Source organism: Spiroplasma endosymbiont of Zeiraphera isertana, from assembly GCF_964030805.1.
In the GTDB taxonomy this organism is placed as follows: Bacteria; Bacillota_I; Bacilli_A; order Mycoplasmatales; family VBWQ01; genus Spiroplasma_E.
Genome location: NZ_OZ034965.1, coordinates 479,396 through 505,410, shown reverse-complemented (window position 1 = coordinate 505,410; position 26,015 = coordinate 479,396). Strand labels below are relative to the sequence as shown.

At 22.0% G+C, this 26,015-nt stretch carries 32 protein-coding genes; 19 read left to right on the top strand and 13 right to left on the bottom strand.

The window, feature by feature from the left end; genetic code table 4:
• The first annotated feature begins 41 nt into the window (after window positions 1-41).
• The 3 genes from AAHM78_RS03525 to AAHM78_RS03515 all read left to right on the top strand — a co-directional run bounded on the left by AAHM78_RS03525 (window position 42) and on the right by AAHM78_RS03515 (window position 858).
• On the top strand, window positions 42-434 hold the full coding sequence (locus tag AAHM78_RS03525; protein ID WP_342254381.1) for a transposase family protein: 393 nt from the start codon (window positions 42-44) through the stop codon (window positions 432-434).
• A gap of 119 nt (window positions 435-553) precedes the next feature.
• Complete coding sequence (locus AAHM78_RS03520; protein ID WP_342252932.1) at window positions 554-682, top strand: hypothetical protein; 129 nt, start codon at window positions 554-556, stop codon at window positions 680-682.
• Window positions 649-858 (top strand): transposase family protein, encoded by a 210-nt coding sequence (locus AAHM78_RS03515; RefSeq protein WP_342254380.1) that lies wholly within the window; start codon window positions 649-651, stop codon window positions 856-858. The genes AAHM78_RS03520 and AAHM78_RS03515 overlap by 34 nt, the downstream gene beginning before the upstream one ends.
• A 976-nt stretch (window positions 859-1,834) precedes the next feature.
• Here AAHM78_RS03515 and AAHM78_RS03510 read toward each other — a convergent pair.
• Genes AAHM78_RS03510 through AAHM78_RS03500 form a run of 3 tightly spaced genes read right to left on the bottom strand, consistent with a single transcriptional unit; the run spans window position 1,835 to window position 5,797 of the window.
• Window positions 1,835-4,507, bottom strand: a complete 2,673-nt coding sequence (locus tag AAHM78_RS03510; protein WP_342254379.1) for an IS1/IS1595 family N-terminal zinc-binding domain-containing protein — start codon at window positions 4,505-4,507, stop codon at window positions 1,835-1,837.
• A complete protein-coding gene (locus AAHM78_RS03505) occupies window positions 4,437-4,979 on the bottom strand; it encodes a hypothetical protein (protein WP_342254378.1) in 543 nt (180 codons plus the stop codon). Before AAHM78_RS03505 ends, AAHM78_RS03510 begins: the two co-directional genes overlap by 71 nt.
• Window positions 4,980-5,023: 44 nt before the next feature.
• The gene (locus AAHM78_RS03500) at window positions 5,024-5,797 is read right to left on the bottom strand and encodes a hypothetical protein (protein ID WP_342254377.1); all 774 of its coding nucleotides are present in this window, start codon (window positions 5,795-5,797) and stop codon (window positions 5,024-5,026) included.
• A 98-nt stretch (window positions 5,798-5,895) separates the two neighbouring features.
• On the opposite strand from AAHM78_RS03500, the gene AAHM78_RS03495 reads away from it, so the two are divergent.
• The 4 genes from AAHM78_RS03495 to AAHM78_RS16685 all read left to right on the top strand — a co-directional run bounded on the left by AAHM78_RS03495 (window position 5,896) and on the right by AAHM78_RS16685 (window position 7,843).
• Complete coding sequence (locus AAHM78_RS03495; RefSeq protein WP_342254376.1) at window positions 5,896-6,288, top strand: transposase family protein; 393 nt, start codon at window positions 5,896-5,898, stop codon at window positions 6,286-6,288.
• Window positions 6,289-6,338: 50 nt separating this feature from the next.
• The gene (locus AAHM78_RS03490) at window positions 6,339-6,704 is read left to right on the top strand and encodes a transposase family protein (protein ID WP_342255012.1); all 366 of its coding nucleotides are present in this window, start codon (window positions 6,339-6,341) and stop codon (window positions 6,702-6,704) included.
• A complete protein-coding gene (locus tag AAHM78_RS03485) occupies window positions 6,694-7,311 on the top strand; it encodes an IS3 family transposase (protein ID WP_342255011.1) in 618 nt (205 codons plus the stop codon). Before AAHM78_RS03490 ends, AAHM78_RS03485 begins: the two co-directional genes overlap by 11 nt.
• A 253-nt stretch (window positions 7,312-7,564) precedes the next feature.
• Window positions 7,565-7,843: a SemiSWEET family sugar transporter gene (locus AAHM78_RS16685; protein ID WP_425289760.1), complete on the top strand. Its 279-nt coding sequence runs from the start codon at window positions 7,565-7,567 to the stop codon at window positions 7,841-7,843.
• Window positions 7,844-7,849: 6 nt separating this feature from the next.
• Here AAHM78_RS16685 and AAHM78_RS03480 read toward each other — a convergent pair whose 3' ends face one another.
• The 4 genes from AAHM78_RS03480 to AAHM78_RS03465 form a co-directional block, all read right to left on the bottom strand.
• Window positions 7,850-8,629: an alpha/beta hydrolase-fold protein gene (locus AAHM78_RS03480; protein ID WP_342254375.1), complete on the bottom strand. Its 780-nt coding sequence runs from the start codon at window positions 8,627-8,629 to the stop codon at window positions 7,850-7,852.
• A 16-nt stretch (window positions 8,630-8,645) separates the two neighbouring features.
• Complete coding sequence (locus AAHM78_RS03475; protein ID WP_342254374.1) at window positions 8,646-9,389, bottom strand: hypothetical protein; 744 nt, start codon at window positions 9,387-9,389, stop codon at window positions 8,646-8,648.
• A 206-nt stretch (window positions 9,390-9,595) separates the two neighbouring features.
• Window positions 9,596-10,666: a hypothetical protein gene (locus AAHM78_RS03470; protein WP_342254373.1), complete on the bottom strand. Its 1,071-nt coding sequence runs from the start codon at window positions 10,664-10,666 to the stop codon at window positions 9,596-9,598.
• A gap of 517 nt (window positions 10,667-11,183) precedes the next feature.
• Window positions 11,184-11,888: a transposase gene (locus AAHM78_RS03465; protein ID WP_342254372.1), complete on the bottom strand. Its 705-nt coding sequence runs from the start codon at window positions 11,886-11,888 to the stop codon at window positions 11,184-11,186.
• A 128-nt stretch (window positions 11,889-12,016) separates the two neighbouring features.
• Here AAHM78_RS03465 and AAHM78_RS03460 point away from each other — a divergent pair, with 128 nt between their 5' ends.
• From AAHM78_RS03460 to AAHM78_RS03440, 5 genes are all read left to right on the top strand, one after another.
• Entirely contained in the window at window positions 12,017-12,337 is a 321-nt protein-coding gene (locus AAHM78_RS03460; RefSeq protein WP_342254371.1) for a transposase family protein, read from the top strand.
• A 50-nt stretch (window positions 12,338-12,387) separates the two neighbouring features.
• Window positions 12,388-12,762 (top strand): transposase family protein, encoded by a 375-nt coding sequence (locus AAHM78_RS03455; RefSeq protein ID WP_342254611.1) that lies wholly within the window; start codon window positions 12,388-12,390, stop codon window positions 12,760-12,762.
• Window positions 12,763-13,566: 804 nt separating this feature from the next.
• The gene (locus AAHM78_RS03450) at window positions 13,567-14,898 is read left to right on the top strand and encodes a hypothetical protein (protein ID WP_342254370.1); all 1,332 of its coding nucleotides are present in this window, start codon (window positions 13,567-13,569) and stop codon (window positions 14,896-14,898) included.
• 86 nt (window positions 14,899-14,984) lie between these two features.
• Entirely contained in the window at window positions 14,985-16,472 is a 1,488-nt protein-coding gene (locus AAHM78_RS03445) for a hypothetical protein (RefSeq protein ID WP_342254369.1), read from the top strand.
• A gap of 15 nt (window positions 16,473-16,487) precedes the next feature.
• The gene (locus tag AAHM78_RS03440) at window positions 16,488-16,688 is read left to right on the top strand and encodes a hypothetical protein (protein ID WP_342254368.1); all 201 of its coding nucleotides are present in this window, start codon (window positions 16,488-16,490) and stop codon (window positions 16,686-16,688) included.
• Window positions 16,689-16,728: 40 nt separating this feature from the next.
• Here the strand turns inward: AAHM78_RS03440 and AAHM78_RS03435 are convergent, their stop codons facing one another.
• On the bottom strand, window positions 16,729-17,550 hold the full coding sequence (locus tag AAHM78_RS03435) for an IS1595 family transposase (RefSeq protein ID WP_342252843.1): 822 nt from the start codon (window positions 17,548-17,550) through the stop codon (window positions 16,729-16,731).
• 447 nt (window positions 17,551-17,997) lie between these two features.
• Between AAHM78_RS03435 and AAHM78_RS03430 the strand changes: the two genes are divergently transcribed.
• The 7 genes from AAHM78_RS03430 (at window position 17,998) to AAHM78_RS03400 (ending at window position 23,592) form a co-directional block, all read left to right on the top strand.
• Window positions 17,998-18,819, top strand: a complete 822-nt coding sequence (locus AAHM78_RS03430) for an IS1595 family transposase (RefSeq protein WP_342252843.1) — start codon at window positions 17,998-18,000, stop codon at window positions 18,817-18,819.
• A gap of 99 nt (window positions 18,820-18,918) precedes the next feature.
• A complete protein-coding gene (locus tag AAHM78_RS03425) occupies window positions 18,919-20,295 on the top strand; it encodes a hypothetical protein (RefSeq protein ID WP_342254367.1) in 1,377 nt (458 codons plus the stop codon).
• Window positions 20,296-20,545: 250 nt separating this feature from the next.
• Window positions 20,546-21,448, top strand: coding sequence for an IS256 family transposase (locus AAHM78_RS03420; RefSeq protein ID WP_425289781.1), 903 nt, complete (start codon window positions 20,546-20,548; stop codon window positions 21,446-21,448).
• 43 nt (window positions 21,449-21,491) lie between these two features.
• The gene (locus AAHM78_RS03415) at window positions 21,492-21,629 is read left to right on the top strand and encodes a hypothetical protein (RefSeq protein ID WP_342254365.1); all 138 of its coding nucleotides are present in this window, start codon (window positions 21,492-21,494) and stop codon (window positions 21,627-21,629) included.
• The gene (locus tag AAHM78_RS03410) at window positions 21,607-22,392 is read left to right on the top strand and encodes an IS1/IS1595 family N-terminal zinc-binding domain-containing protein (RefSeq protein WP_342254364.1); all 786 of its coding nucleotides are present in this window, start codon (window positions 21,607-21,609) and stop codon (window positions 22,390-22,392) included. Before AAHM78_RS03415 ends, AAHM78_RS03410 begins: the two co-directional genes overlap by 23 nt.
• A complete protein-coding gene (locus AAHM78_RS03405; RefSeq protein ID WP_342254363.1) occupies window positions 22,370-23,215 on the top strand; it encodes an IS1595 family transposase in 846 nt (281 codons plus the stop codon). The genes AAHM78_RS03410 and AAHM78_RS03405 overlap by 23 nt, the downstream gene beginning before the upstream one ends.
• Before the next feature lie 77 nt (window positions 23,216-23,292).
• Window positions 23,293-23,592, top strand: a complete 300-nt coding sequence (locus AAHM78_RS03400; RefSeq protein WP_342254362.1) for a hypothetical protein — start codon at window positions 23,293-23,295, stop codon at window positions 23,590-23,592.
• 185 nt (window positions 23,593-23,777) lie between these two features.
• Here AAHM78_RS03400 and AAHM78_RS03395 read toward each other — a convergent pair whose 3' ends face one another.
• The 5 genes from AAHM78_RS03395 to AAHM78_RS03375 form a co-directional block, all read right to left on the bottom strand.
• Entirely contained in the window at window positions 23,778-24,500 is a 723-nt protein-coding gene (locus AAHM78_RS03395) for an ERF family protein (protein WP_342254361.1), read from the bottom strand.
• A 14-nt stretch (window positions 24,501-24,514) separates the two neighbouring features.
• Window positions 24,515-24,685 carry a hypothetical protein gene (locus tag AAHM78_RS03390; RefSeq protein ID WP_342254360.1) on the bottom strand — a complete coding sequence of 57 codons (171 nt, stop codon included), beginning with the start codon at window positions 24,683-24,685 and terminating at the stop codon, window positions 24,515-24,517.
• A gap of 15 nt (window positions 24,686-24,700) precedes the next feature.
• Window positions 24,701-24,907 carry a hypothetical protein gene (locus tag AAHM78_RS03385; RefSeq protein WP_342254359.1) on the bottom strand — a complete coding sequence of 69 codons (207 nt, stop codon included), beginning with the start codon at window positions 24,905-24,907 and terminating at the stop codon, window positions 24,701-24,703.
• A gap of 2 nt (window positions 24,908-24,909) precedes the next feature.
• Entirely contained in the window at window positions 24,910-25,101 is a 192-nt protein-coding gene (locus AAHM78_RS03380) for a hypothetical protein (RefSeq protein ID WP_342254358.1), read from the bottom strand.
• A gap of 245 nt (window positions 25,102-25,346) precedes the next feature.
• Window positions 25,347-25,835: a hypothetical protein gene (locus AAHM78_RS03375; RefSeq protein ID WP_342254357.1), complete on the bottom strand. Its 489-nt coding sequence runs from the start codon at window positions 25,833-25,835 to the stop codon at window positions 25,347-25,349.
• Between the last annotated feature and the right edge of the window lie 180 nt (window positions 25,836-26,015).

Here is a 26,015-nt window from a genome sequence, read left to right as displayed (position 1 = left end):
CAATTTAACGATTATTATTAATATTAAAGGTGATAGTTATTATGTTGAAAAAATATAAAGATGATCAAGAATTTTATAGTTTAGTCGGCATAAAGCCACAAACATTTTATAAAATGCTTGAAATTTTAAAAATTGCTGAGTCTAAACAAAAATATTATGGTGGTAGAAAAAATAAAATTGTAATTGAAGAGCATTTATTAATGACTTTAGAATATTGAAAAGACTATAGTAGTTATGGAGTTATTGCAAAAAGATATAATATTAGTCATACTAGTTGCATTCGTAATATTTTTTGAATTGAAAATATTTTAATAAAAAGCGGAATTTTTAATTTACCTAGAAAAAAAGATTTAACAAAAAATAAAGGTACTAATAATAATTTGTTAGCTATTGATGCTACTGAAAATCCAATTGAAAGAATTAAAAAAAACTAAAATTACTTTTTTCAGGTAAACATAAACATCATTCTCTCAAATCCCAAATAATTATTGATATTTCCAATGGAAAAATTATTTCAACTGCTTTTTGTTTTGGAAGCATTCATGATTTTAAATTGCTTCTAAAATCTAAAACTTTTATTCATCCAGAAAAAAAGTTTTTGTTGATTCGGGTTATCAAGGTATACAAAATATTCATAAAAATACATTTTTGCCATTTAAAAAAAGTAAATACAATCAATTAACACCAATTCAAAAAAAATACAATAAAACTTTAAGTAAAATTAGAATTAAAATTGAACACGTATTTGCTAAACTAAAACGTTTTAAAATTTTAAGTTTAAAATATCGCAATAAAATACGAAGATTTGCATTAAGATTTAATTTAATAGCAGGAATATATAATTTTGAATTACCTTAGTTTTGCACCAAGTCTACTATATAAATTATATTAATTTCTATTAATTTCTAATCCTATTTTACCGTTACCTCAGTATCCAGCATATAATCCTTGATGATATCCTTGATATGTTATTTTATTATCTTCATAATGTTTTAACTTTAATGGTTGATTGTATATTGCTAATTCTTTTAATTCTCTTGAAAAAACAAAAGTTTGAGATTTAGATGGGTTAAAGTTTTCTGTTGTAGAACAACTACTTAATTCAAGATTAAATCATTCTTCTGTTTCATATTCATAACTTAAATATACATCTATGCTTTTATAATATCTCTTTAAATCATTAAAAGTATTAATTAATAATGTAGGGTCTAAATAATTTTTAAAATTAATATTTATTTCTAATGGTTTGATTTTAGGAACTATATTTTCTACTCATGAATTATAATCTCATATTAATTTATCTTGTATATGAGTAAATATAACTGTTTGTGGTATATTAACTTCTATACTTGGATTTTTTGGAATTATTACAATTTGTTTTGCTATATTTTGTGGACTTGGTGGTAATATTTTTGATGGATAACTAAATGTATTTTCTTCACTTTCTTCATATTAATCATGATTTAATTTATATTGTGTTGTTCAATTAAAAGCATTACCATTTAAATAACCCATATTATTATATCTAAACTGAGCAATTGATATTTCATTATAATCACCTTGATAAGTAAAAGGATTATCACTATAAAATGTATGTCTTTCTTCACCTTGATGTAAACTTTGACTTATTATATCAGTAATAATATAAGCATAATTAGAACCATCAGCAATACCATTACTTGTAGGATTTCATTGACATTCAGTATCTTCGTTTGTAAATGGACTTGCTATATCTAAAAATTCTTTTAATTTTCAAAAAAACTCTTGATGAAATAAAAAAAATCATCAACCTGGCCTAAAATTTGATTTTATTTAATTTTGGGATTTATTTTTTTTACAAACTGAAATATAATGCTTCAGATTTTGCATAAGGTGATATTTTATAATGTTGGTATTTAAATTTTCATAAATTGAGGTAATTTTGAATATTGGTAAATCCAATGCCATGATAATGAGTAATAAATTCTTTTAAACTTGATTGTATTTTACTGATATTACTTAAATTTTTATAATTTAATTCTTTATTTTCTTTTGATTTAAATTTCTTGAGAGTACATTTTGTTTGTTTAGCTACTGTATCATATAGTATTTGCATATCACAAACTATAATTGATTTTTCTTCGATAAGCTTAGATGTTAAATTTTCTTGTACTCATTTTTTTGTTAATCTTTTAGTATTTGTTGTTTGAGCATAAATATTTTTATTTTCATCAATTGCCATTTCAATACAACAGTTTAAATCTTTAGCATTTTCTTCAATTCATTTTTTTCTTAGATCATCTGGATTTTTGAAATTTCCTTTATGAATTTCTTTGATAAAAGTTTCATCAATTTCAATTCTACCTTTTAATTTTGTGAATGGTTTTTGTGTTTTTGCTAATTGTGATGATTTCATAAATTTTTGACGATTAAATCATGCTGATGTTTTTGAAATTTTAGCAAATTGAGAAATAGTATAAGCAGATTGACCTAACAATGACAATCAAATTATTCAATCTCGTTGTTCATGAGATAAATGACTTCAATGTAAAAAATGATTTCTTAAAGCATCAAAGCTACTTTTACAATCTTTGCATAAATATTTTTGCTTATTATTCTTAAAACCATTTTTTACACATCAATAAGATTTACAATTTGGACATTGAATTCCTTTTTCTTTAAATTTTTTATCAATTGCATCTAATTTTTCTTTTTTCTCAATTTGTTTAATTCTATTTTTAAAATGTCTAATAATTTTTATAAATTCTTCATCTTTTTTGTTTTTTAAAACATCAATTAATTCATTATTAGTCACAAAAAATCACCCCTGATATAAAAATATTACTTTTAATTTAAAATTAAAAGTAATATCAAGATTTTTTGTGAAAATTAAAAAAAATTCTGTATCTTCTGCTAAAATATAAACTTTATTATTTTTCTTTTGTGATAAATCAACAGTTGATATTTGTTCTTTTACTGTTAATTTTTGTCCAGTTTTAGCATCTCATGGATAAACACTTATTCTATCACTGAATTTCATAGTCATAGCAGTTGTACTAACATTAGCACCTAACATTTTACCTAATGCAAATTCACTTGTATTTGAAAAAACATTTAAAGGAATAAATCAATTATCATCATTTTCTCCAATAACGGAACTTAAATTACTTGCAAAAAAAGCAGACATAAATCCGTTAAAAAATGCCATTTTTTTATATTGCTGATAATTTTGAGTTTTAATTCAACCAATTGGAATACCTAAAGTTAAAGCATTTAACATTTTACCAATTAAAGGATAAGAACTATATGCTACTGGTAATCATTGATTTGAATCATAAGGCATTTGAACTAATGGAGAAAATACTACTGCTAAATTTTTATTACATGCTAATAATCCTTTAAAATCTTTTTCTGCTAACATATCAAATCTTTTTGCTTCTAAAAATTTTTGTCAATTATCATAATTAGTATATCCAGTTGGTCTTGCATCCATTATATTATAAAATGTAGTTTCTGGGTGACTACTTGTAGTTATTTGGTCATTAATACCAGCAAGTAAACCACCATTATTTTTAATATCAGTTGTAGAATGTTCATTATTACCAGCAATAAATAATCTTCTTGAAGCAAATACTTTACTTTCAAATATTTCTTCATTTCCTTGTTTTATAGGTTCTTGACCTTGAATTATTGGTCTTCCATAATAATAACAACTTGTTAATAATTCTAATCCATAACTTTGTCTATGACTATATCTTACTCCTATATCACGCATTAAAGTACGATTTAATGTTACTTTTCCTTGTTGAATAGTAGGAACAGCATAACTACTACCAGGACTTGCATATTGTACAAAATCAATTGTATTTTGACCACCACTAATTACTCTATCATTTAAACTACTAAAAGTTAAAACTTGCATACTAAATGCACCATTATAAGGACTATAATAATTTGTTACATTTGAAATATATAATAATTGTCTATCTTTATTTTTACCACTATTACCACCTATATTTTCGTTTTCATCATTAAATACAACAAAAAATTGTAAATAATCATCAATTATAATATGTTCTTCAAACATTACTAAAGTATATTGTCTTTTAGTTTGTACTGTTTTAAATATTTGATTATTAGGTAAATTACTAAAATCAACACCACTTGTATCATCAATTAAATAAGCATTTCAATAATCACCAATTTTATATTGTTTTATATAAAATTCATCTTGACCTGTAACTTTATGAGTATCAGGATTAATTTTACCTTTATTTTTTTGATATATTTTTGTACTATTTTTTCAAATACATACAACTGGAGTAGTACCAGTTAATATTAATTCATATTTACCAAAATCACTTATTTTACTATTAATTGGTTTATAACCAGTTTCAGTTAACGGTATAGCACCATTATTAATAACAAATGGAAATATTTTTCAATAACTACATCTTTTAATTAGCAATTGTTGTCTTTTTAATTGAATGTGTAGATGTTTCATTAATTGAATTTGTTGATGTATCATTTTCATTTCCTCCTAATAATTTTATTATTTGTTTATCTTCATCAATTATTTCTTTATAATGTTTTTTTGTTTGTTGTTTTGTTACTTCATCTAATTCACTAATTGCATTTTTATATGAAATTGTTTTATCAGCTAATCTTTGACTAATCATTTCTTGTTTTAATAATTGGTCAGTCATAGCAATAGGTAAAAATTTAAAACTATAAGGTCTATCTCCAATTCCATTTCATAATTTTTCATAAATTAATAACATATCAAAAAATCTATAAAAATAATATGAATAATGACTTATTTTAGTTTCTGTTGTTTCCATATCATTTTTATTATTAAATAATGATTTAGTTTTATTTTCATAATTTACACCAGAAAATTCATTATAATCATAACCTGCACCATTTCAAATATCTTTACCTAAATCATCTTTATCTAAAATATAATTACTAGCTTTAAAATCACCTTGTATAACTTCCATACCACCAGCACCAGATTTATTATATCCAGCAGTACCAACATTAACTACAATATTTTTTTAGGATTATCAATTATTTTTCCATGTTTAATCATATTTTTAACAGTTTCATTATCAAATGCACCAAATAAAGTTGTAACATTTAATTCTCTATCAACATTTCTTTGAGTATAAGATTTATGATAATATTCAATTAAATTTCAAACTGGATAAGTATCTGGATATGCATTTAAAGTTGTTGAATTACCATAAAAATTAACCCTTGGTAAATTTGTTATTTCTAATATTGGTAAATAATTTCAAGGATTTTTAATTTCATAACTATATTTTGGTATTAAATTAGGTTTTAATTTTGTATGTGCTGTTCCTAAAATAATTTCTTTTTCATTTTTATTATCATTTTTATAAGTTTCAAATCTTATTTTTCCGTTTTCAGCAATTACTCAAGTTAATGTTGCACTATCTGCTTGTTCATTTATAAAAAAGAATTCTGCACATTGTTCTTCTTCATTATATTTAGCAACTCTTCCAGCAAATGAATTAGGTAATACTTTTAAACTTGTACTATTATCTTTATAAATAATAGGCATTATATATACTTTTCCAAGTAAACTTTCTTGAATTCCAAATTTATATAATTTTTCAAATCATTTATCACTAATAATTTTATTAGTAAAATATTTTAAAATATTTTCTTTTTCACTATCAAATAATAAACCTTTACCTAATCATAATTTAGTTGATTTTTGAGCAATTCTCATAGGAATATCACTATATCATTCTCTTTTATTACAAGAAAGATATTCTAATGGATTATTCATTTTTATCACTCTCCAAATTTATTTTTATTAGACTTGGTGCAAAACCTTTAATTTTAACAATTTAACGATTATTATTAATATTAAAGGTGATAGTTATTATGTTGAAAAAATATAAAGATGATCAAGAATTTTATAGTTTAGTCGGCATAAAGCCAAAAACATTTTATAAAATGCTTGAAATTTTAAAAATTGCTGAGTCTAAACAAAAATATTATGGTGGTAGAAAAAATAAAATTGTAATTGAAGAGCGTTTATTAATGACTTTAGAATATTGAAAAGACTATAGTAGTTATAGAGTTATTGCAAAAAGATATAATATTTGTCATACTAGTTGCATTCGTAATATTTTTTGAATTGAAAATATTTTAATAAAAAGCGGAATTTTTAATTTACCTGGAAAAAAAGATTTAACAAAAAATAAAGGTACTAATAATAATTTGTTAGCTATTGATGCTACTGAAACTCCAATTGAAAGAATTAAAAAAAACTAAAATTACTTTTTTCAGGTAAAAAGAAACATCATTCTCTCAAATCCCAAATAATTATTGATATTTCCAATGGAAAAATTATTTCAACTGCTTTTTGTTTTGGAAGCATTCATGATTTTAAATTGCTTCTAAAATCTAAAACTTTTATTCATCCAGAAAAACAAGTTTTTGTTGATTCAGGTTATCGAGGTATACAAAATATTCATAAAAATACATTTTTGCCATTTAAAAAAAGTAAATACAATCAATTAACACCAATTCAAAAAGAATACAATAAAACTTTAAGTAAAATTAGAATTAAAATTGAACACGTATTTGCTAAACTAAAACGTTTTAAAATTTTAAGTTTAAAATATCGCAATAAAATACGAAGATTTGCATTAAGATTTAATTTAATAGCAGGAATATATAATTTTTAATTACCTTAGTTTTGCACCAAGTCTAATATCAAAATACACTAAATTAAGACACAAAAATCATCATAATAAAGTCAATGATAGTCAAATAACTAATCTTGTTAATAGAAACTTTAAGAATAGGATTAAAAATGAAGTTATTGTTAGTGATTTAACTTATGTTCAAGTAAATGGTAAGTGAAACTATATTTGTTTATTAATAGACCTATTTAACCGCGAAATTATTGGACATAGTGTAGGCACTAAAAAAGATGCATCATTAGTATATGAAGCATTTATGCAATCAAATCGCTGTTTAAAAGATATTCAAATATTTCATAGCGATCGAGGTAATGAATTTAATAATAAAATTATTGATAAACTTTTACTAGCATTCAATATTACTCGCTCTTTAAGCAAAAAAGGTTGTCCTTATGACAATGCTGTTGCTGAAGCAACTTTTAAAACTTTCAAAACTGAATTTATTAATGATAAAAATTTTAGATCATTAATCCAATTAAAATTAGAATTATTTGATTATATCAATTGATATAACAACATAAGAATCAACAGCACTTTAAACTACTTAACTCCAGTTAATTATCAAAAACAAATGTCTACCAAAAAATAGTCCTAAAAAGTGTTACCATTCCAGAAGTATTTAAAATCTGGTTATAAATTGAATGTATATTTTCTTTAATAATTTTTAATTCATTCTCATTAAACTTTATAATACTATTATTTCTGCTCATTTTTCCTCCCATATATTAATTTATTAAAATAATTATACTTAAAATTATTATTTTTACTATCAACTTAACCATTAATATCTTATAATAACATTTAGAATACTAAAATATAGTAAGAATTTAGGAGAGAAAGATATGGAACTTACAATTAATATTTTATCTTGGATTGGAGCAATTTTAACTAGTATTGTTTTAATTCCTCAAAGTTTTAAAATAATTCGCACCAGAGATACAAAATCATTATCATTATATATGTATATTATTTTGGTACTATCAGCAATAACATGAATTATTTTTGCAATATTGTCTAATCAACCTGCTATTATTACAACTAATACTATTGTATTATTTTTTGCAAGTATTATTTTAATTATAAAAATTAATAATATTTTTAGAAAAAAAGAAAAACCATAGTTTCAATTAGGTAATAAGAATTAAAAGATTTTCATTAATATATTTAATTCATCATTTAAAACCATGACTACCATTTTTATCAATTACTAGATTAGTAGTAACTTTTCTATTATTTAATATTTTTTTTAATTCAATAGTATTACTTTCATAATTTGTTACTAATTTTCCTTCAAAAAACTTTGGTTCTTTTTTTCCTACCCATAGTTCAACTATTAAAGGTTGATTATTATTTAAAAATTTAGTTTTTAAATCTTCAATAATTTGTGAATTAAATCAAATTGCTGGCGAAAATAATAATAATTTTGTAAATTGTAATTTTGATAAATATAACATTTGTAAACAAAAATATGCTCCCAAAGAACAACCAATGGCATTTAAATTTTTAATTTTTAAATTAAACTTTTTAATAACAAATGGTATAACTTCATTAATAATAAATTCTAAGTAATTTTTACCATTACCACCAAGAAAAGCAATGTTACTTTTTTTTAATTCAGGAAAATATTTTGTCATTAATATTTTTACATCATCATTGGTATAAGTTGCTAAATCATTAAAACGAGTCATATTATTGGTACTACCAATACCAATAAAAATACAATTACTATTATTTTCAAATAAAATATTACTATTACTATTAAGTAACATATCTTTACCATCAAAAACTAAATAAACTTCATAAGCAATATTTTGATCATAAATAGAAGGTAAAGCAATAATAATATCTTTATTAATGTTTAAAAATTTACTTTTAATATTTTCAACTTTTATATCATAATTATTCATATTTTTTCTCCTTAATTTATTGATAATTTCCTAACAAAGAATAATTCATTATTCTAATATAAAAATTAAAATTAGTTTGTTCTAAGCGCATAACACATTTAACCAATTCATCTAAAATTATCAACTTATTAGTAAATAAAGTTTCGTATGAAAAAAAAGCTTTTAAATTTAAATCAGTACTATCTTTTGTCAGCAATGTTTTTCTAGTTTCTAAATCCAACAAATAAAATAACATTAATAAACTTCCAAACTCAAAATTATTTTTTATGTTTGTTTCATTCTTAGTTAAATTAATAAAAATATTACCACTAATATTTACCAATCTTTTAATTATTAGCAAACTTTCTTTTTTCAAATTAGAATTATTTACCAAAAAATCAGGTAATACTACTTTTGAAGTATCATCAAACCAAACTTTTATTTGATCTTTACATCCAAGTAATAATAAAAGTTCCTTGGCATTTTGATAATCATCTAACTGTTTTTCTTGACGCTTAAAAGTAGGAATTAAAGCGGAAATAGTTAATATAAAATTTGCAACTAATCTTAAATATTCTTTATAAGAAATTTTATTGAAATATAAATAAACACTTATTATTTTCATAAACATTAAATTTTGATTACTATTAAATATTAAGTTATAAGTATTACGATAATCTTTTGCTTTTAAATGACCTATTTTTTTTTTAATTTCGCGTTTAAAAAAATAATTACTTTTTAAAAGCAAAAGATGGTTAAATAATCGATATTCGGGAATCATTTTTTACTTCCAATCTAATTATATATTTTTAAATTTAATCTTAAAATAATTATAACATTGAAATAAATAAGTACATAATGTTACTTATTTATTATATTTAATTGCCAATAATATCATTGATAATTAATTATATTTAATATATAAATTTAAAAAGTTATTTTAAATAATAACTTTTTAAATTCATTTTTAACTAAAATCTTTTTTTCTTATAAATAATTTATTGATTTCAAAGAAGAACTTAATTTTTCTTCTGCTTTATCTTCATTTGGCAAACTAAAACAAAATTGATTTTTTTCAATATCTGTTTCAAAACCAAGATCACTATATTGACTATTAACTCTTGAAATTAATTCTTTTTTACTAGAAAAGGGATTATCTTCATCAAATTGCTTTGATATTTCATTTTCTGAAATAAAATTTAATTTATCAAAAATTTCTTCATTTTTTTCATTTGTAATTTTATTAATCAAACCGACTTGTAAATTAATAATATTTTCAAAAATATTTAATTTTAAAACTTTAAGTGGTTTAATATTTTTTTCATTTTCATTTATTTCTTCTCTTAAATTTCTTGTTTTCAATTTTATTTCTTTAATTTCTTTATTAACTTTTTTGTTTCTAACATATTTAAAAATACCAAAAGTAATAGTATTTACAAAAGTTATTTGTCAATTTTTTTCTGCTTTTTTTTCTCTTAAATCTTGAATATCAATTTCAAGTAAATCAATTTTATTTAATATTTCTTTATTTTTTAATTCAAAATCAAATATTTTTTGTTCTAAATCCTTGATTTGAATTACTGAGAAACTAATACTATCAAATAATTCTGTATCACCATCTTCTTCAAAAGGATTTTTCTTAGATGGATATATAGAATGTTCTAATTCTTCAAAGTTTTTATTTTTTAAAATAAAATCTAATTGTTCAAATATTTCTTTATATCTATTAACTTTATTTTCATATAACTGACCTTGTAAATCAATAATTTCTTTTAAAATATTTAATTTTGAATTTTTAAATGGTTGTGCATTTTTTTCATTTTCATCAATTTCTTCTATTAAAGTTTTTATATTTAATTCTGTTTCTTTAATTTGTTTATTAATATTTGAAAATAGTTGTATTTTTTTTGATTTTTTTAGTTTTTTTAAACGTTTAATTTTATTTTCTAAAGATTCAATTTGCTCAACTATTTCTTCACTTTTTTTCTCAATAAAAAATATTTCTTTATCCAAGTCTTCTTTTGCTTTTTTTAATATATTAATTTTTTCAATTAACATTTTTTTCTCCTTTAAAAATTAAAAAACCCATTTACTTATATAAATAAAGCAATAGGTTAAAAACTATATTTAGTTTATAAACTAAATTATACTTACTTTTTTATTTTTAATTATTATTTTTATTTTTTTCACTAATATGTTTTAAAAAAAGTATTTTAACTAGTTAAAATACTTTGTTGTAAAATAGTAGGTACTGTAGAAAAACTTTTCGCGAAATTATTTATTAAATTTTGACTAAAACAACAACTTCCAAATATTTTAGCATCTTCTTCTTCCGCTGATTTAGAAAGTACTTCAATATCACTGCCATCATCATCTTCATTAAAACTACTATCCTTACTTAAACCTGAGTTGTAAATATAAATGGGACAGTTTTTTAAAATAATTGTATTAAATCTATTGGTCTTTTATAAGAGAGCGATTTTCTTTTAATTTTCAAAAAAACTCTTGATGAAATAAAAAAAATCATCAACCTGGCCTAAAATTTGATTTTATTTAATTTTGGGATTTATTTTTTTTACAAACTGAAATATAATGCTTCAGATTTTGCATAAGGTGATATTTTATAATGTTGGTATTTAAATTTTCATAAATTGAGGTAATTTTGAATATTGGTAAATCCAATGCCATGATAATGAGTAATAAATTCTTTTAAACTTGATTGTATTTTACTGATATTACTTAAATTTTTATAATTTAATTCTTTATTTTCTTTTGATTTAAATTTCTTGAGAGTACATTTTGTTTGTTTAGCTACTGTATCATATAGTATTTGCATATCACAAACTATAATTGATTTTTCTTCGATAAGCTTAGATGTTAAATTTTCTTGTACTCATTTTTTTGTTAATCTTTTAGTATTTGTTGTTTGAGCATAAATATTTTTATTTTCATCAATTGCCATTTCAATACAACAGTTTAAATCTTTAGCATTTTCTTCAATTCATTTTTTTCTTGGATCATCTGTATTTTTGAAATTTCCTTTATGAATTTCTTTGATAAAAGTTTCATCAATTTCAATTCTACCTTTTAATTTTGTGAATGGTTTTTGTGTTTTTGCTAATTGTGATGATTTCATAAATTTTTGACGATTAAATCATGCTGATGTTTTTGAAATTTTAGCAAATTGAGAAATAGTATAAGCAGATTGACCTAACAATGACAATCAAATTATTCAATCTCGTTGTTCACGAGATAAATGACTTCAATAGACTTGGTGCAAAACCTTTAATTTTAACAATTTAACGATTATTATTAATATTAAAGGTGATAGTTATTATGTTGAAAAAATATAAAGATGATCAATAATTTTATAGTTTAGTCGGCATAAAGCCACAAACATTTTATAAAATGCTTGAAATTTTAAAAATTGCTGAGTCTAAACAAAAATATTATGGTGGTAGAAAAAATAAAATTGTAATTGAAGAGCGTTTATTAATGACTTTAGAATATTGAAAAGACTATAGTAGTTATAGAGTTATTGCAAAAAGATATAATATTAGTCATACTAGTTGCATTCGTAATATTTTTTGAATTGAAAATATTTTAATAAAAAGCGGAATTTTTAATTTACCTTGAAAAAAAGATTTAACAAAAAATAAAGGTACTAATAATAATTTGTTAGCTATTGATGCCACTGAAACTCCAATTGAAAGAATTAAAAAAAACTAAAATTACTTTTTTCAGGTAAAAAGAAACATCATTCTCTCAAATCCCAAATAATTATTGATATTTCCAATGGAAAAATTATTTCAACTGCTTTTTGTTTTGGAAGCATTCATGATTTTAAATTGCTTCTAAAATCTAAAACTTTTATTCATCCAGAAAAACAAGTTTTTGTTGATTCAGGTTATCAAGGTATACAAAATATTCATAAAAATACATTTTTGCCATTTAAAAAAAGTAAATACAATCAATTAACACCAATTCAAAAAGAATACAATAAAACTTTAAGTAAAATTAGAATTAAAATTGAACACGTATTTGCTAAACTAAAACGTTTTAAAATTTTAAGTTTAAAATATCGCAATAAAATACGAAGATTTGCATTAAGATTTAATTTAATAGCAGGAATATATAATTTTGAATTACCTTAGTTTTGCACCAAGTCTAATAAATAAATTGGTCCCATATCACGCGCTCAACTATCTTGATATTTAATATCGATTAATTTGATAGTTGGATCTAATAGTTTGCGAGCTTCATTTCAATTACTTTTATTAATAATAATTTTTACTGGTTCATGCTTATTGATTGAGTTAGCTATTTTTGCAAAAACAGTTCGTGCTGGTTGACATTCTTTTTGTTAATTATCTTTCATAAGCGGTCAAATCATTCATGTGCCTTTATGTTCTATTGATTCAATTGGGGCAAAAAAAACCATCTTTTTTTGGTGTTGATGTTAATAATTTGCTCATAATTTCCTCCCCCTTTAAGTAGTACTATTTATAATAGTGGATTTATGTAACCCCTATTCTATATATAAATAGTATTTTTATTATAAAATATTTTATTTACAAAATAAAATTTATTTAATAATAAAAGTGTTAAAATTAATTGAATATGATTTTATTTATCATTTTAATTAGTAAAATTAATGTAATATAAAGTATGATTTTTGTATATTATTTGCAATACATTTTATACATGCTATTATTTAGCAATAGTTATCTCAAATATTAGAGATAAACTATATGCATTATTATAGGTAATTAACAAGAGATTTTAGAAATTGTTAATTAACTTTTTCAAATAAATTATAACTAATTTATTTTAGAATTGTTCCTTTGCTTATTTTAATAAAAATTTAAAATAAAAAATTTAAAAAAATATGTTTTTCAAGCCCATTGTTTTATTTTTAATAAAATAAATGGGTTTTTTATTTGAAAGGATGTAAAAAAGTGCCTACAGAAATTCAAGAAATAGGTTCTGATAATAAAAAGCAAAAAAATATTAAGGATTTTAGAAAAGAAATCACTTCTAAGATTACAAGTGCAAAAATAGAAAAAAAATATTGCAAACAATTAATAAAAACAATTAATTTAGAAACAAGTACACATAAACATAGACATGAAAAAAGTAGAAGAATTAAAAAACAAGTGACACCAAATCCAAGACCATCTAAAGAAATTTTGAAATTAAATAAAAAATTAATTATTAATAAAAATAATCGTAGAGAATATCAAACTAGTTTTCAAACTATTATTAATGAATTAGTTGATAGAGGAACATTAAGAAGAATTAGAGACTTAAATCAATTAGTTAATCCTGATTTTATTTGTGAAGATAATATTATTTTGGCTTTAAATCCTGAATCAAATTATGGTTATTTTAGATTACCAGTTGCAATTCGATGACAACAAAATACACAAAGTATTGAAGACAATTTAGAATTAGTTTTAAGAACAGATAATTTATATCTTCAAGGATTTATAGGTAATAATAATTATTATCATTTTGATTTTAAAAATATCAATATGAATATGCAACCACAGGCTGTTAGAGATGGTTCAGTTCCTCTTTTAGAGCGAATTGAAGGAATACAAAATAATATAGTGTTAAATGAAATTAGTCCAGATTACAGGGATATGATACGTGAAAACGATGAAAATATTTATTGAAGCAATATTTTTGGTTCTTTTTTTCAATTGATAAATAGAATGGATGATAATTTTAATGAGCAAGGAATTTTGATAGAAGGTGCTTTAGGGAATTTAGCTAGATCTTTGGGTGATGTAATTTTAGTTACTGCAGAATCATTAAGATTTTGATCACTTCATACTCACATTATTCAAAATTTAGTTAATAATAATCATTATATTACTTTAGGACTTAATAATCGTAATCCTATTTACAATACATTAGTTAATTGAAGTGCAGAATCTCGTACTCAATCTCTTATAATAGATTTACTTTCAACTTCAAATGATAGAAGACCTAATCCAAATTCAAATCAAGAAGCAATAAATATATTGACTGAATTTGGCTATTTAAGAAGAAGAGACGATGAACATTTTGTAAATTTATTATCAAGAATATTAATTTTACCAACAAATCAACTTACAAATATTCTAGGACATAGCAATATTAGAATTATATTATCTCGAAGTAAATTTTCCGAAACAGATGATACTTTAATAATTCTGAAAATATATGAAAAAAATTTAGAAGAAATTAAGAGTCAAATAACAAAAAATAAAGAACCAGAATTACAAAAAAAATTGATGAAATAGTAACTGATGAACAAGTTTTAATTGAAGCTAAATTACAAGACATTTCAAAAAAAATTGAACAATTAGAAATTATTAAACAAAATGAATTGCAAAAAAAAATTGATGAAATAGTAACTGATGAGCAAGTTTTAATTGAAGCTAAATTACAAGACATTTCAAAAAAAATTGAACAATCAGAAATTATTAAACAAAATGAATTGCAAAAATTACAAGAAATTAAGTCAAAAAGTTTATTAAAAATTGAAAAGAAAAAAGTTAATGAATTAGAAACACAAGTTGTTGTAAATAAACAACTAAAAAAAAGTAGCTGTAAACCTTTCCAAGAAACTGAAAATCAAAAAGATAGTGCAAGTAGTTCTAAACAATCATTAATAAATGCTTCTACACAAATTACAACATCTGCTACTGCTTCTACTTCAAAATCAAATAAAGGTGGTGTGGTTAAATCTACTAGTTCGAAATATAAGCCTAAAAAACATATTGATGAAATAGTAACTGATGAGCAAGTTTTAATTGAAGCTAAATTACAAGACATTTCAAAAAAAATTGAACAATCAGAAATTATTAAACAAAATGAATTGCAAAAATTACAAGAAATTAAGTCAAAAAGTTTATTAAAAATTGAAAAGAAAAAAGTTAATGAATTAGAAACACAAGTTGTTGTAAATAAACAACTAAAAAAAAGTAGCTGTAAACCTTTCCAAGAAACTGAAAATCAAAAAGATAGTGCAAGTAGTTCTAAACAATCATTAATAAATGCTTCTACACAAATTACAACATCTGCTACTGCTTCTACTTCAAAATCAAATAAAGGTGGTGTGGTTAAATCTACTAGTTCGAAATATAAGCCTAAAAAACATATTGATGAAATAGTAACTGATGAGCAAGTTTTAATTGAAGCTAAATTACAAGACATTTCAAAAAAAATTGAACAATCAGAAATTATTAAACAAAATGAATTGCAAAAATTACAAGAAATTAAGTCAAAAAGTTTATTAAAAATTGAAAAGAAAAAAGTTAATGAATTAGAAACACAAGTTGTTGTAAATAAACAACTAAAAAAAAGTAGCTGTAAACCTTTCCAAGAAACTGAAAATCAAAAAGATAGTGCAAGTAGTTCTAAACAATCATTAATAAATGCTTCTACACAAATTACAACATCTGCTACTGCTTCTACTTCAAAATCAAATAAAGGTGGTGTGGTTAAATCTACTAGTTCGAAATATAAGCCTAAAAAACATATTGATGAAATAGTAACTGATGAGCAAGTTTTAATTGAAGCTAAATTACAAGACATTTCAAAAAAAATTGAACAATCAGAAATTATTAAACAAAATGAATTGCAAAAATTACAAGAAATTAAGTCAAAAAGTTTATTAAAAATTGAAAAGAAAAAAGTTAATGAATTAGAAACACAAGTTGTTGTAAATAAACAACTAGAAAAAAGAAATGATGATTCTTTTTCTTTACCTGAAATACCAAATCATGAATTAGAAACAAAGAAAAAGAAAAAAACATCATCTGATTCTTATAGTTCTGAAAAAACTAATAAAAGTAAAATGATAAGTTTATAAGATTTAGGAGAAAATATGGAAAATTATGAAATTGTAAAACAATTATTAAAAATTAAAGAACCTTTAGAAGTAAACTATTTAGAAAAGTATTATCAAAATACTATAAAAACAAAAGAAACTATTTTAGATTTAGAGAAATTAAATCATGAAATAAATCAGTATAAAAAAATTAAGGCTTTTCTCCCTTTATGTACTATTTTTAATTTTATCACATAAATGCTGAGAAAAGCCTATCTACGGACTTCTCCCCACATTTTTAAATCAAACATAACATTACAGTTTCAAAACTAGGTATGTTATTGAATTTATATGCTGATTCTTTTGCATATAAATGAACATGATGTTTTTCAACTTTGATATGTGTTTTAAATGTTCGTCTGATGTGCTTTCATGCCGATTCAATCTGGTTTATGTTTACACCAGTTTTTGAAACATAGCCATCTTGATGGTTAACTGTTTCATGCTTAGTGAAAACTGATTTAAAATGGCGATATCCTTTTCAAGAATCAGTATGTACATCACACTTTGAAGAAATGTGGTTTCTTGCAAATTGCAAAAGATTTTTTTGATTTGCATTTTTCAACACTTTCACAATTAAATTATTGGTTGTTTTTTCATAAATCCCAACAATCAAAGTTTTATTTTTTAAGGATCTTCCTTGTTTTTTAAAACCCATATGTGAAAGATACATTTCATCCATTTGCACTATGCCCTCAACAATGAATTGAGGTTCTTGTTTTGCAATTGCACTTCGGATTTTATGACCCATTCTTCAAGCAGTTTTCAAAGTTACTCCCAATTCTTTTGCAACATCAGTTGATGGAATTCCATGTTTGGTGTTTATTCATCTAAAGATGAGATAAAACCAAGATGTCAAAGGTGTTTGTGACTTGTAAAAAATGGTGTCATGAAGAATACTAAATGTTTGATGACATTTCAAACATCTTATTCTTCTTAAATCAGAAGTATTCAAATTTGTTCAAGAACACCTCATACATTTGTTTTCCTTCAAACTTGCTATATATTTCAAACAATCTTTTTCTGTTTGAAATATATTGTTGAACTCATTCAATTTCATTGTTTCCTCCACAAGTACATGTGGGGAGAAGTCCGAAAATTAATTGAGAAATTATAACATCAAAAGAAAGTGATTATCAATTAAAAGAAGCTGAATTAAATAAATTAAAAAACTTTTATTTAAAAAATAAAAATGAAGAAATCAAAAATTATAATTTTTCAAGTTTAATTACAGATTTTAAAGTAAATTGAAATGATTATTCAAAATTAACAATTGATCAACAGCAAATTTTATTTTATAAAAAAATTGGAAAATATAAAGCTTATTTAGAATCTATTTCAAATGACAATCAAATTATAAAAAATGAATTTTCAAATTGTTTTAAATATTTTAAAAATATAAATGAAATAATTTCAAAAGAAAAAATTAAATATAAAAATCAAGAATTAAAAAATTATGATGAATTAATAAACGGACTTCTCCCCACATGTACTTGTGGAGGAAACAATGAAATTGAATGAGTTCAACAATATATTTCAAACAGAAAAAGATTGTTTGAAATATATAGCAAGTTTGAAGGAAAACAAATGTATGAGGTGTTCTTGAACAAATTTGAATACTTCTGATTTAAGAAGAATAAGATGTTTGAAATGTCATCAAACATTTAGTATTCTTCATGACACCATTTTTTACAAGTCACAAACACCTTTGACATCTTGGTTTTATCTCATCTTTAGATGAATAAACACCAAACATGGAATTCCATCAACTGATGTTGCAAAAGAATTGGGAGTAACTTTGAAAACTGCTTGAAGAATGGGTCATAAAATCCGAAGTGCAATTGCAAAACAAGAACCTCAATTCATTGTTGAGGGCATAGTGCAAATGGATGAAATGTATCTTTCACATATGGGTTTTAAAAAACAAGGAAGATCCTTAAAAAATAAAACTTTGATTGTTGGGATTTATGAAAAAACAACCAATAATTTAATTGTGAAAGTGTTGAAAAATGCAAATCAAAAAAATCTTTTGCAATTTGCAAGAAACCACATTTCTTCAAAGTGTGATGTACATACTGATTCTTGAAAAGGATATCGCCATTTTAAATCAGTTTTCACTAAGCATGAAACAGTTAACCATCAAGATGGCTATGTTTCAAAAACTGGTGTAAACATAAACCAGATTGAATCGGCATGAAAGCACATCAGACGAACATTTAAAACACATATCAAAGTTGAAAAACATCATGTTCATTTATACGCAAAAGAATCGGCATATAAATTCAACAATATACCTAGTTTTGAAACTGTAATGTTATGTTTGATTTAAAAATGTGGGGAGAAGTCCGTAGATAGGCTTTTCTCAGCATTTATGTGATAAAATTTAAAAATAGTACATAAAGGGAGAAAAGCCTTAATAAATTTAATAATGTTGAAAAATAATAATTTATTAAATTCTAATGATGAAAATAAAAAGTTAAAAAATTTTTTAATTAAAACTAATTTTAAAAAATTTTATGATAAATTTGGAAATGAATATGAAATTAATTGAATTAAAAAACCAATTGATTCTTTAAAAGAAAATTGAGAAATAGAAAAAATCAAAGATTATTTTATTTATGTTGGATCACAGAATTTTATCAAAAAAGAAAATTTTTATCATGAAATTATTACAAATAAAAGTTTGATAAAAGAACAATTAAGTTTGGAATTTATCAATATTTTTGATGATAAATTTAAAAGTGATCAAAATTATTTTGAGTTTTTAAATATAACAACTAATCAAATTTTTGAAAAATGTGAAATGTTAATAAATAATAAAATAGATAATAGTCAAATAAATAGTGAAAATTTAGACTATTTATTAAAAAGTGAGTTATATTTATTAAATAATAATAACTTAGAAAATTATCGAAAATTAAAAAATGAAGCTCAAAAACAACAAAAAGAATTAAATAAAAAAAGAATTAAAAAAATAAATAAAAATACAGTAAAAAAACAAGAAAAATATTCATTTTCAAACCTTGATGAATATTCAAATAAAACAATTGATAATATAAGTTCATTAGATAAAAAAATAAGTTTATTAAAAATTGAAAAAGATAATGATGAAAACCAAAATAATTTGTTTTCTGATATTAAAAAAATTAATAAATATTTAACCTTATTAAAAGATTATGCTTTCAGTGAAAAAAACGAATTAGAAAAAAGTGAAAATATTAATCTTGAAGAGATTAAAAATGAAATTAATTTTAATAATAAGATTATACAAAAAATATCTGGTATTAATAACATGTTAAATACAATTAATTCATTTGATGAAAATAATTGTTTAAAAACAAATAAATTTCTTAAAGAAGCAGAAATTTATTTTAAGCTTTTAAATGAAAATGTTATTGAAAAATTAAAAGAGAATAATCAATTTTTTTTAGAAAAAATTAATATTTATATTAATAAAAATAATAATGACAATTCAATATCACCCAGTACTAGTATTTTACAACCAGATTATATAGATAAATTTAAAGAAGAATTACAAATAATAAATAATATTGAATTAATAGAAAAAGAACAAAAAGAATTAAATGATAGAAAAAAAGAATTAGAAGAAAAAATGAAAGAAGTAAAAAAAGATAATAAAATAGTTTTATTATTTGAAAATAATGATGAAATAAAAAATACTGGACAAATATCTGAAAAAATGGGAGCAATTCCTAAAGGAAGTAAAATAACTCAAAGTGATATTAATAAAATCAATAATTTTAATAATCAAAAAGAACCAACAAAATCACCTTGTTTAACTTAAGAAGAAATAAAAAGTTATCAAAATCAAGGAGCAGTTGGGAATGTCCAGTAATCTGTGTAACTTAGTTTTACAGATTACTGGAAACCCTCAAAACTAAGGGTGGTTTTTTTGCTACAAAATAATTTATACTAAACTATATAAATTTTGATTTGTCTTGGTAATGTTTAGTAATCTGTGTAACTTACAAAAATAACTATGTTTAATTAATTCTAGTAAATATAATTAAATGACTAGAAAGAGTGAGTTACAAATGGTTAAAAAACAAAACATTAATAATAATGATCCAATATCACGAGCAGTAGATTTATTACTAGAAAATACTGAAGATTTAACAACAGTTTTTAAAGAAGGAGGTTTATATAAAGAATTAACAAAAAGATTAGTGGAAAAAATGTTGAATTCTGAAATGCAAAATTATTTAGGATATGAAAAAAATCAACATAGTAATAGTGAAAATGCTCTTAATGGCATAACTTCAAAAAAATTAATAACTCAAGAAGGTAAAATTGAAATTGATGTACCACGAGATCGTAATAGTAATTTTACTCCTGTAATAGTGACAAAAAGACAAAGAAGATTTGATGGTTTTGATCAACAAGTTCTTTCACTATATGCAAAAGGTATGACAGTATCTGACATTAGAATGAAGTTGCAAGAGTTATATCATGGTGCAGATATTAGTGAAAGTGTTATTAGTCAAATTACTGATGATGTTATTGATGATGTCAAAGCATGTCAAAATCGGCCATTAGAAAGTATTTATCCGATTGTTTATTTTGATTGTATAGTAGTTAAAGTACGACAAGATAAACGGATTATTAACAAATCAGTTTATATAGCACTAGGAGTTGATTTAGAAGGTAAAAAAGATGTTTTAGGTTTATGAATTAGTGAAAATGAAGGTTCTAAATTTTGATTATCTAATTTTACAGAAATGAAAAATCGAGGCTTAAATGATATTCTTATTGCTTGTAGTGATAATTTAACAGGCATGTCAGAAGCAATACAATCAGTTTATCCTAAAACCGAACATCAATTATGCATAGTTCATCAAATTATAAATAGTTTAAAATATGTTTCATACAAACATCGAAAATCTCTAGTTACAGATTTAAATTTTAATTTTCACAAAAAATCTTGATATTACTTTTAATTTTAAATTAAAAGTAATATTTTTATATCAGGGGTGATTTTTTGTGACTAATAATGAATTAATTGATGTTTTAAAAAACAAAAAAGATGAAGAATTTATAAAAATTATTAGACATTTTAAAAATAGAATTAAACAAATTGAGAAAAAAGAAAAATTAGATGCAATTGATAAAAAATTTTAAAGAAAAAGGAATTCAATGTCCAAATTGTAAATCTTATTGATGTGTAAAAAATGGTTTTAAGAATAATAAGCAAAAATATTTATGCAAAGATTGTAAAAGTAGCTTTGATGCTTTAAGAAATCATTTTTTACATTGAAGTCATTTATCTCATGAACAATGAGATTGAATAATTTGATTGTCATTGTTAGGTCAATCTGCTTATACTATTTCTCAATTTGCTAAAATTTCAAAAACATCAGCATGATTTAATCGTCAAAAATTTATGAAATCATCACAATTAGCAAAAACACAAAAACCATTCACAAAATTAAAAGGTAGAATTGAAATTGATGAAACTTTTATCAAAGAAATTCATAAAGGAAATTTCAAAAATCCAGATGATCCAAGAAAAAAATGAATTGAAGAAAATGCTAAAGATTTAAACTGTTGTATTGAAATGGCAATTGATGAAAATAAAAATATTTATGCTCAAACAACAAATACTAAAAGATTAACAAAAAAATGAGTACAAGAAAATTTAACATCTAAGCTTATCGAAGAAAAACTTTTAATTTTCACAAAAAATCTTGATATTACTTTTAATTTAAAATTAAAAGTAATATTTTTATATCAGGGGTGATTTTTTGTGACTAATAATAAATTAATTGATGTTTTAAAAAACAAAAAAGATGAAGAATTTATAAAAATTATTAGACATTTTAAAAATAGAATTAAACAAATTGAGAAAAAAGAAAAATTAGATGCAATTGATAAAAAATTTTAAAGAAAAAGGAATTCAATGTCCAAATTGTAAATCTTATTGATGTGTAAAAAATGGTTTTAAGAATAATAAGCAAAAATATTTATGCAAAGATTGTAAAAGTAGCTTTGATGCTTTAAGAAATCATTTTTTACATTGAAGTCATTTATCTCATGAACAATGAGATTGAATAATTTGATTGTCATTGTTAGGTCAATCCGCTTATACTATTTCTCAATTTGCTAAAATTTCAAAAACATCAGCATGATTTAATCGTCAAAAATTTATGAAATCATCACAATTAGCAAAAACACAAAAACCATTCACAAAATTAAAATGTAGAATTGAAATTGATGAAACTTTTATCAAAGAAATTCATAAAGGAAATTTCAAAAATCCAGATGATCCAAGAAAAAAATGAATTGAAGAAAATGCTAAAGATTTAAACTGTTGTATTGAAATGGCAATTGATGAAAATAAAAATATTTATGCTCAAACAACAAATACTAAAAGATTAACAAAAAAATGAGTACAAGAAAATTTAACATCTAAGCTTATCGAAGAAAAATCAATTATAGTTTGTGATATGCAAATACTATATGATACAGTAGCTAAACAAACAAAATTTACTCTCAAGAAATTTAAATCAAAAGAAAATAAAGAATTAAATTATAAAAATTTAAGTAATATCAATAAAATACAATCAAGTTTAAAAGAATTTATTACTCATTATCATGGCATTGGATTTACCAATATTCAAAATTACCTCAATTTATGAAAATTTAAATACCAACATTATAAAATATCACCTTATGCAAAATCTGAAGCATTATATTTCAGTTTGTAAAAAAAATAAATCCAAAAATTAAATAAAATCAAATTTTAGGCCAGGTTGATGATTTTTTTATTTCATCAAGAGTTTTTTTGAAAATTAAAAAAGAAAAATCAATTATAGTTTGTGATATGCAAATACTATATGATACAGTAGCTAAACAAACCAAATGTACTCTCAAAAAATTTAAATCAAAAGAAAATAAAGAATTAAATTATAAAAATTTAAGTAATATCAGTAAAATACAATCAAGTTTAAAAGAATTTATTACTCATTATCATGGCATTGGATTTACCAATATTCAAAATTACCTCAATTTATGAAAATTTAAATACCAACATTATAAAATATCACCTTATGCAAAATCTGAAGCATTATATTTCAGTTTGTAAAAAAAATAAATCCCAAAATTAAATAAAATCAAATTTTAGGCCAGGTTGATGATTTTTTTTTATTTCATCAAGAGTTTTTTTGAAAATTAAAATATATTTCTTTACCACATCCTCCATGACATCATTTAATATCTCATAAAGTAAATCCGGTATTTTTTATACTTGGGTCTACTGAAAGTAAATAATTATTCATAATTTCTATACTCATTTTTATTATTATTTTTTAAATTTTTAAATCTTTCACGAATTTCTTTAAATTGATCAAATAATACTTTTAAATAATTTTCACCCATTAATATTAAAAAATCTTTATTATTACTTGGATTTAATTTTTCCATATCTTCTCTTATACATTCATCAAATAAAACTGTATTTGTAATCATATATTTTTCAAAATAATCTAATTGTTTTTCACTGGGTTCTCATTTCTCATTAGATACTTTTATATTATTACTATAATTTTGTTGTTTATTATTATTTTGTATTAAATTAACATTATCATTATCTGGATCAAGTTCATCTTCACTTAATAAAAGTAAATTCATTAGAAAATATCGATAAGCATAAGTTTCTGCACTACCTTTTGCTTTTGCTATATCTGTATTTTTAGCACAAGCAAGTATATCAAAATATTTAAATTCTTTATCATTATCTAAATCAATAATTGTATATCTTTTAAAATAAGTTATTTCTACTTCTTTAGTATCTAAATAATTTATTTTTCTATCAGTTGTTAATATATCTTCATGTGTAATAACAATATTTAATTCTTTACATAATAATTTAAATTTATTAAAAATATCACTTAATAATCAATATTTATAATTTCCAAATTTATTAAAACCATTTTTAGGTGTACTACCAATTTCTAATTGTAATTTAAGTATTTTTTTATATAAATTATTCATTTTTATCACTCTTTCTATTTATTTATTGCTTTTTTAATTAAACTTCTTATAAAACCATTAATTTTCATATTTTTTTCTTCACAAATTTCTTTTAATTTTTCATAATCTTTTTCAGTAAATCTTAAATGAACAATAATTTGTTTAATCATTAAATCTTCTGGTTTCTTTTTAGGTGCTGTTGTCATATTTATTCATCTCCTTTAACCTTTAATAATTCTTTTATAATCAATAATTACTTGTTCTAATTGATTTACATTTTTATAATTAAAATAATCAAGACTAATTTTTAAATCACCATCAGCATTAATGTTAATTTCTAAATCTTCATATTTACTATTAAATTCTTCTTGTAATTCTTCAAATTTTTCTATTAATTTCATTGCATTTTGTAATTCTAATTGATTCATTTTTACACTCCTTTAAAATTTTCTAATTGTAATTCATTAATATAATATTCATATAAGTAATCTCAATTATTTGATGTTAAATACATATCTTCTTCAATCATGTCATTAATACATTTATTACAATAATAACTATTATCAATTCCATGTAATTCACTTATTCATATATATTTTTCATTATGTATATTACATTTCATTTTTTTCACCTATTAATTTATAAAAACATTTATTACAAGTTCTATTTCCATATGATGAATTTTTATGACAAATATCACACGAACCTTTAATTCTATATTCTCTACATTCCATAATTATTAATCCCTTTCTATAATTTTTAATATTTCTTGTATTTCAATATATTTTTTATTTTTAAGTAATTTTTCATTACATAATTTTTTTATTAATTCAATTTTTTCAAAACTAAGTAACATATTAATTTCCTTTAATACTTTAAATAAAAGATTTTTTCATTATGAGTATTTATATCTTTCGTTGGCATAACAATATAATTTATTGCTAAATCATTATTTTTATATGGATTATTGATTTTAAAACTTTTCATATCTTGTTCTCAAGTAATGTTATATTTAAAACATTCTTGATTTTTAGCATTTTTAAAAATATAATAACCATTATATTGTTCATAAAATTCACAAGATATTAATTCATTTTCATTCTTAGTAATATTTGGAATATTTTTAATATATTTTAAAATATCACTACCTTTAACACTTTCAATATTTTTTGTTATTGATTTTTTACCTAATTTATAATAAAAATCTTCAATTATTTTTAATGCTATTTTTTTATTTTTTTCATCAATAATAGTATCTTTAATAGGAAATCATGTTTCATATTCACCAATTTCTAATAACATACCTTTAGTTGTTTCTTTAATTCTATTTTTAATATCTAAATTAACATTAATCATTACAAATCCTTTCTATATATAAGCCTTATCACCTACAGTGATAAGAGGCTTATATACTACTAACTACTTATTTACTATACGTAAGGCTTATGCTACTGTAAGTAGCAAAGCCTTGTAGGGTAGGGGTTCTAGGGGAAGGGAACCAAAATTTCTGAAATTTTTAAAAAGCAACACAAAAAT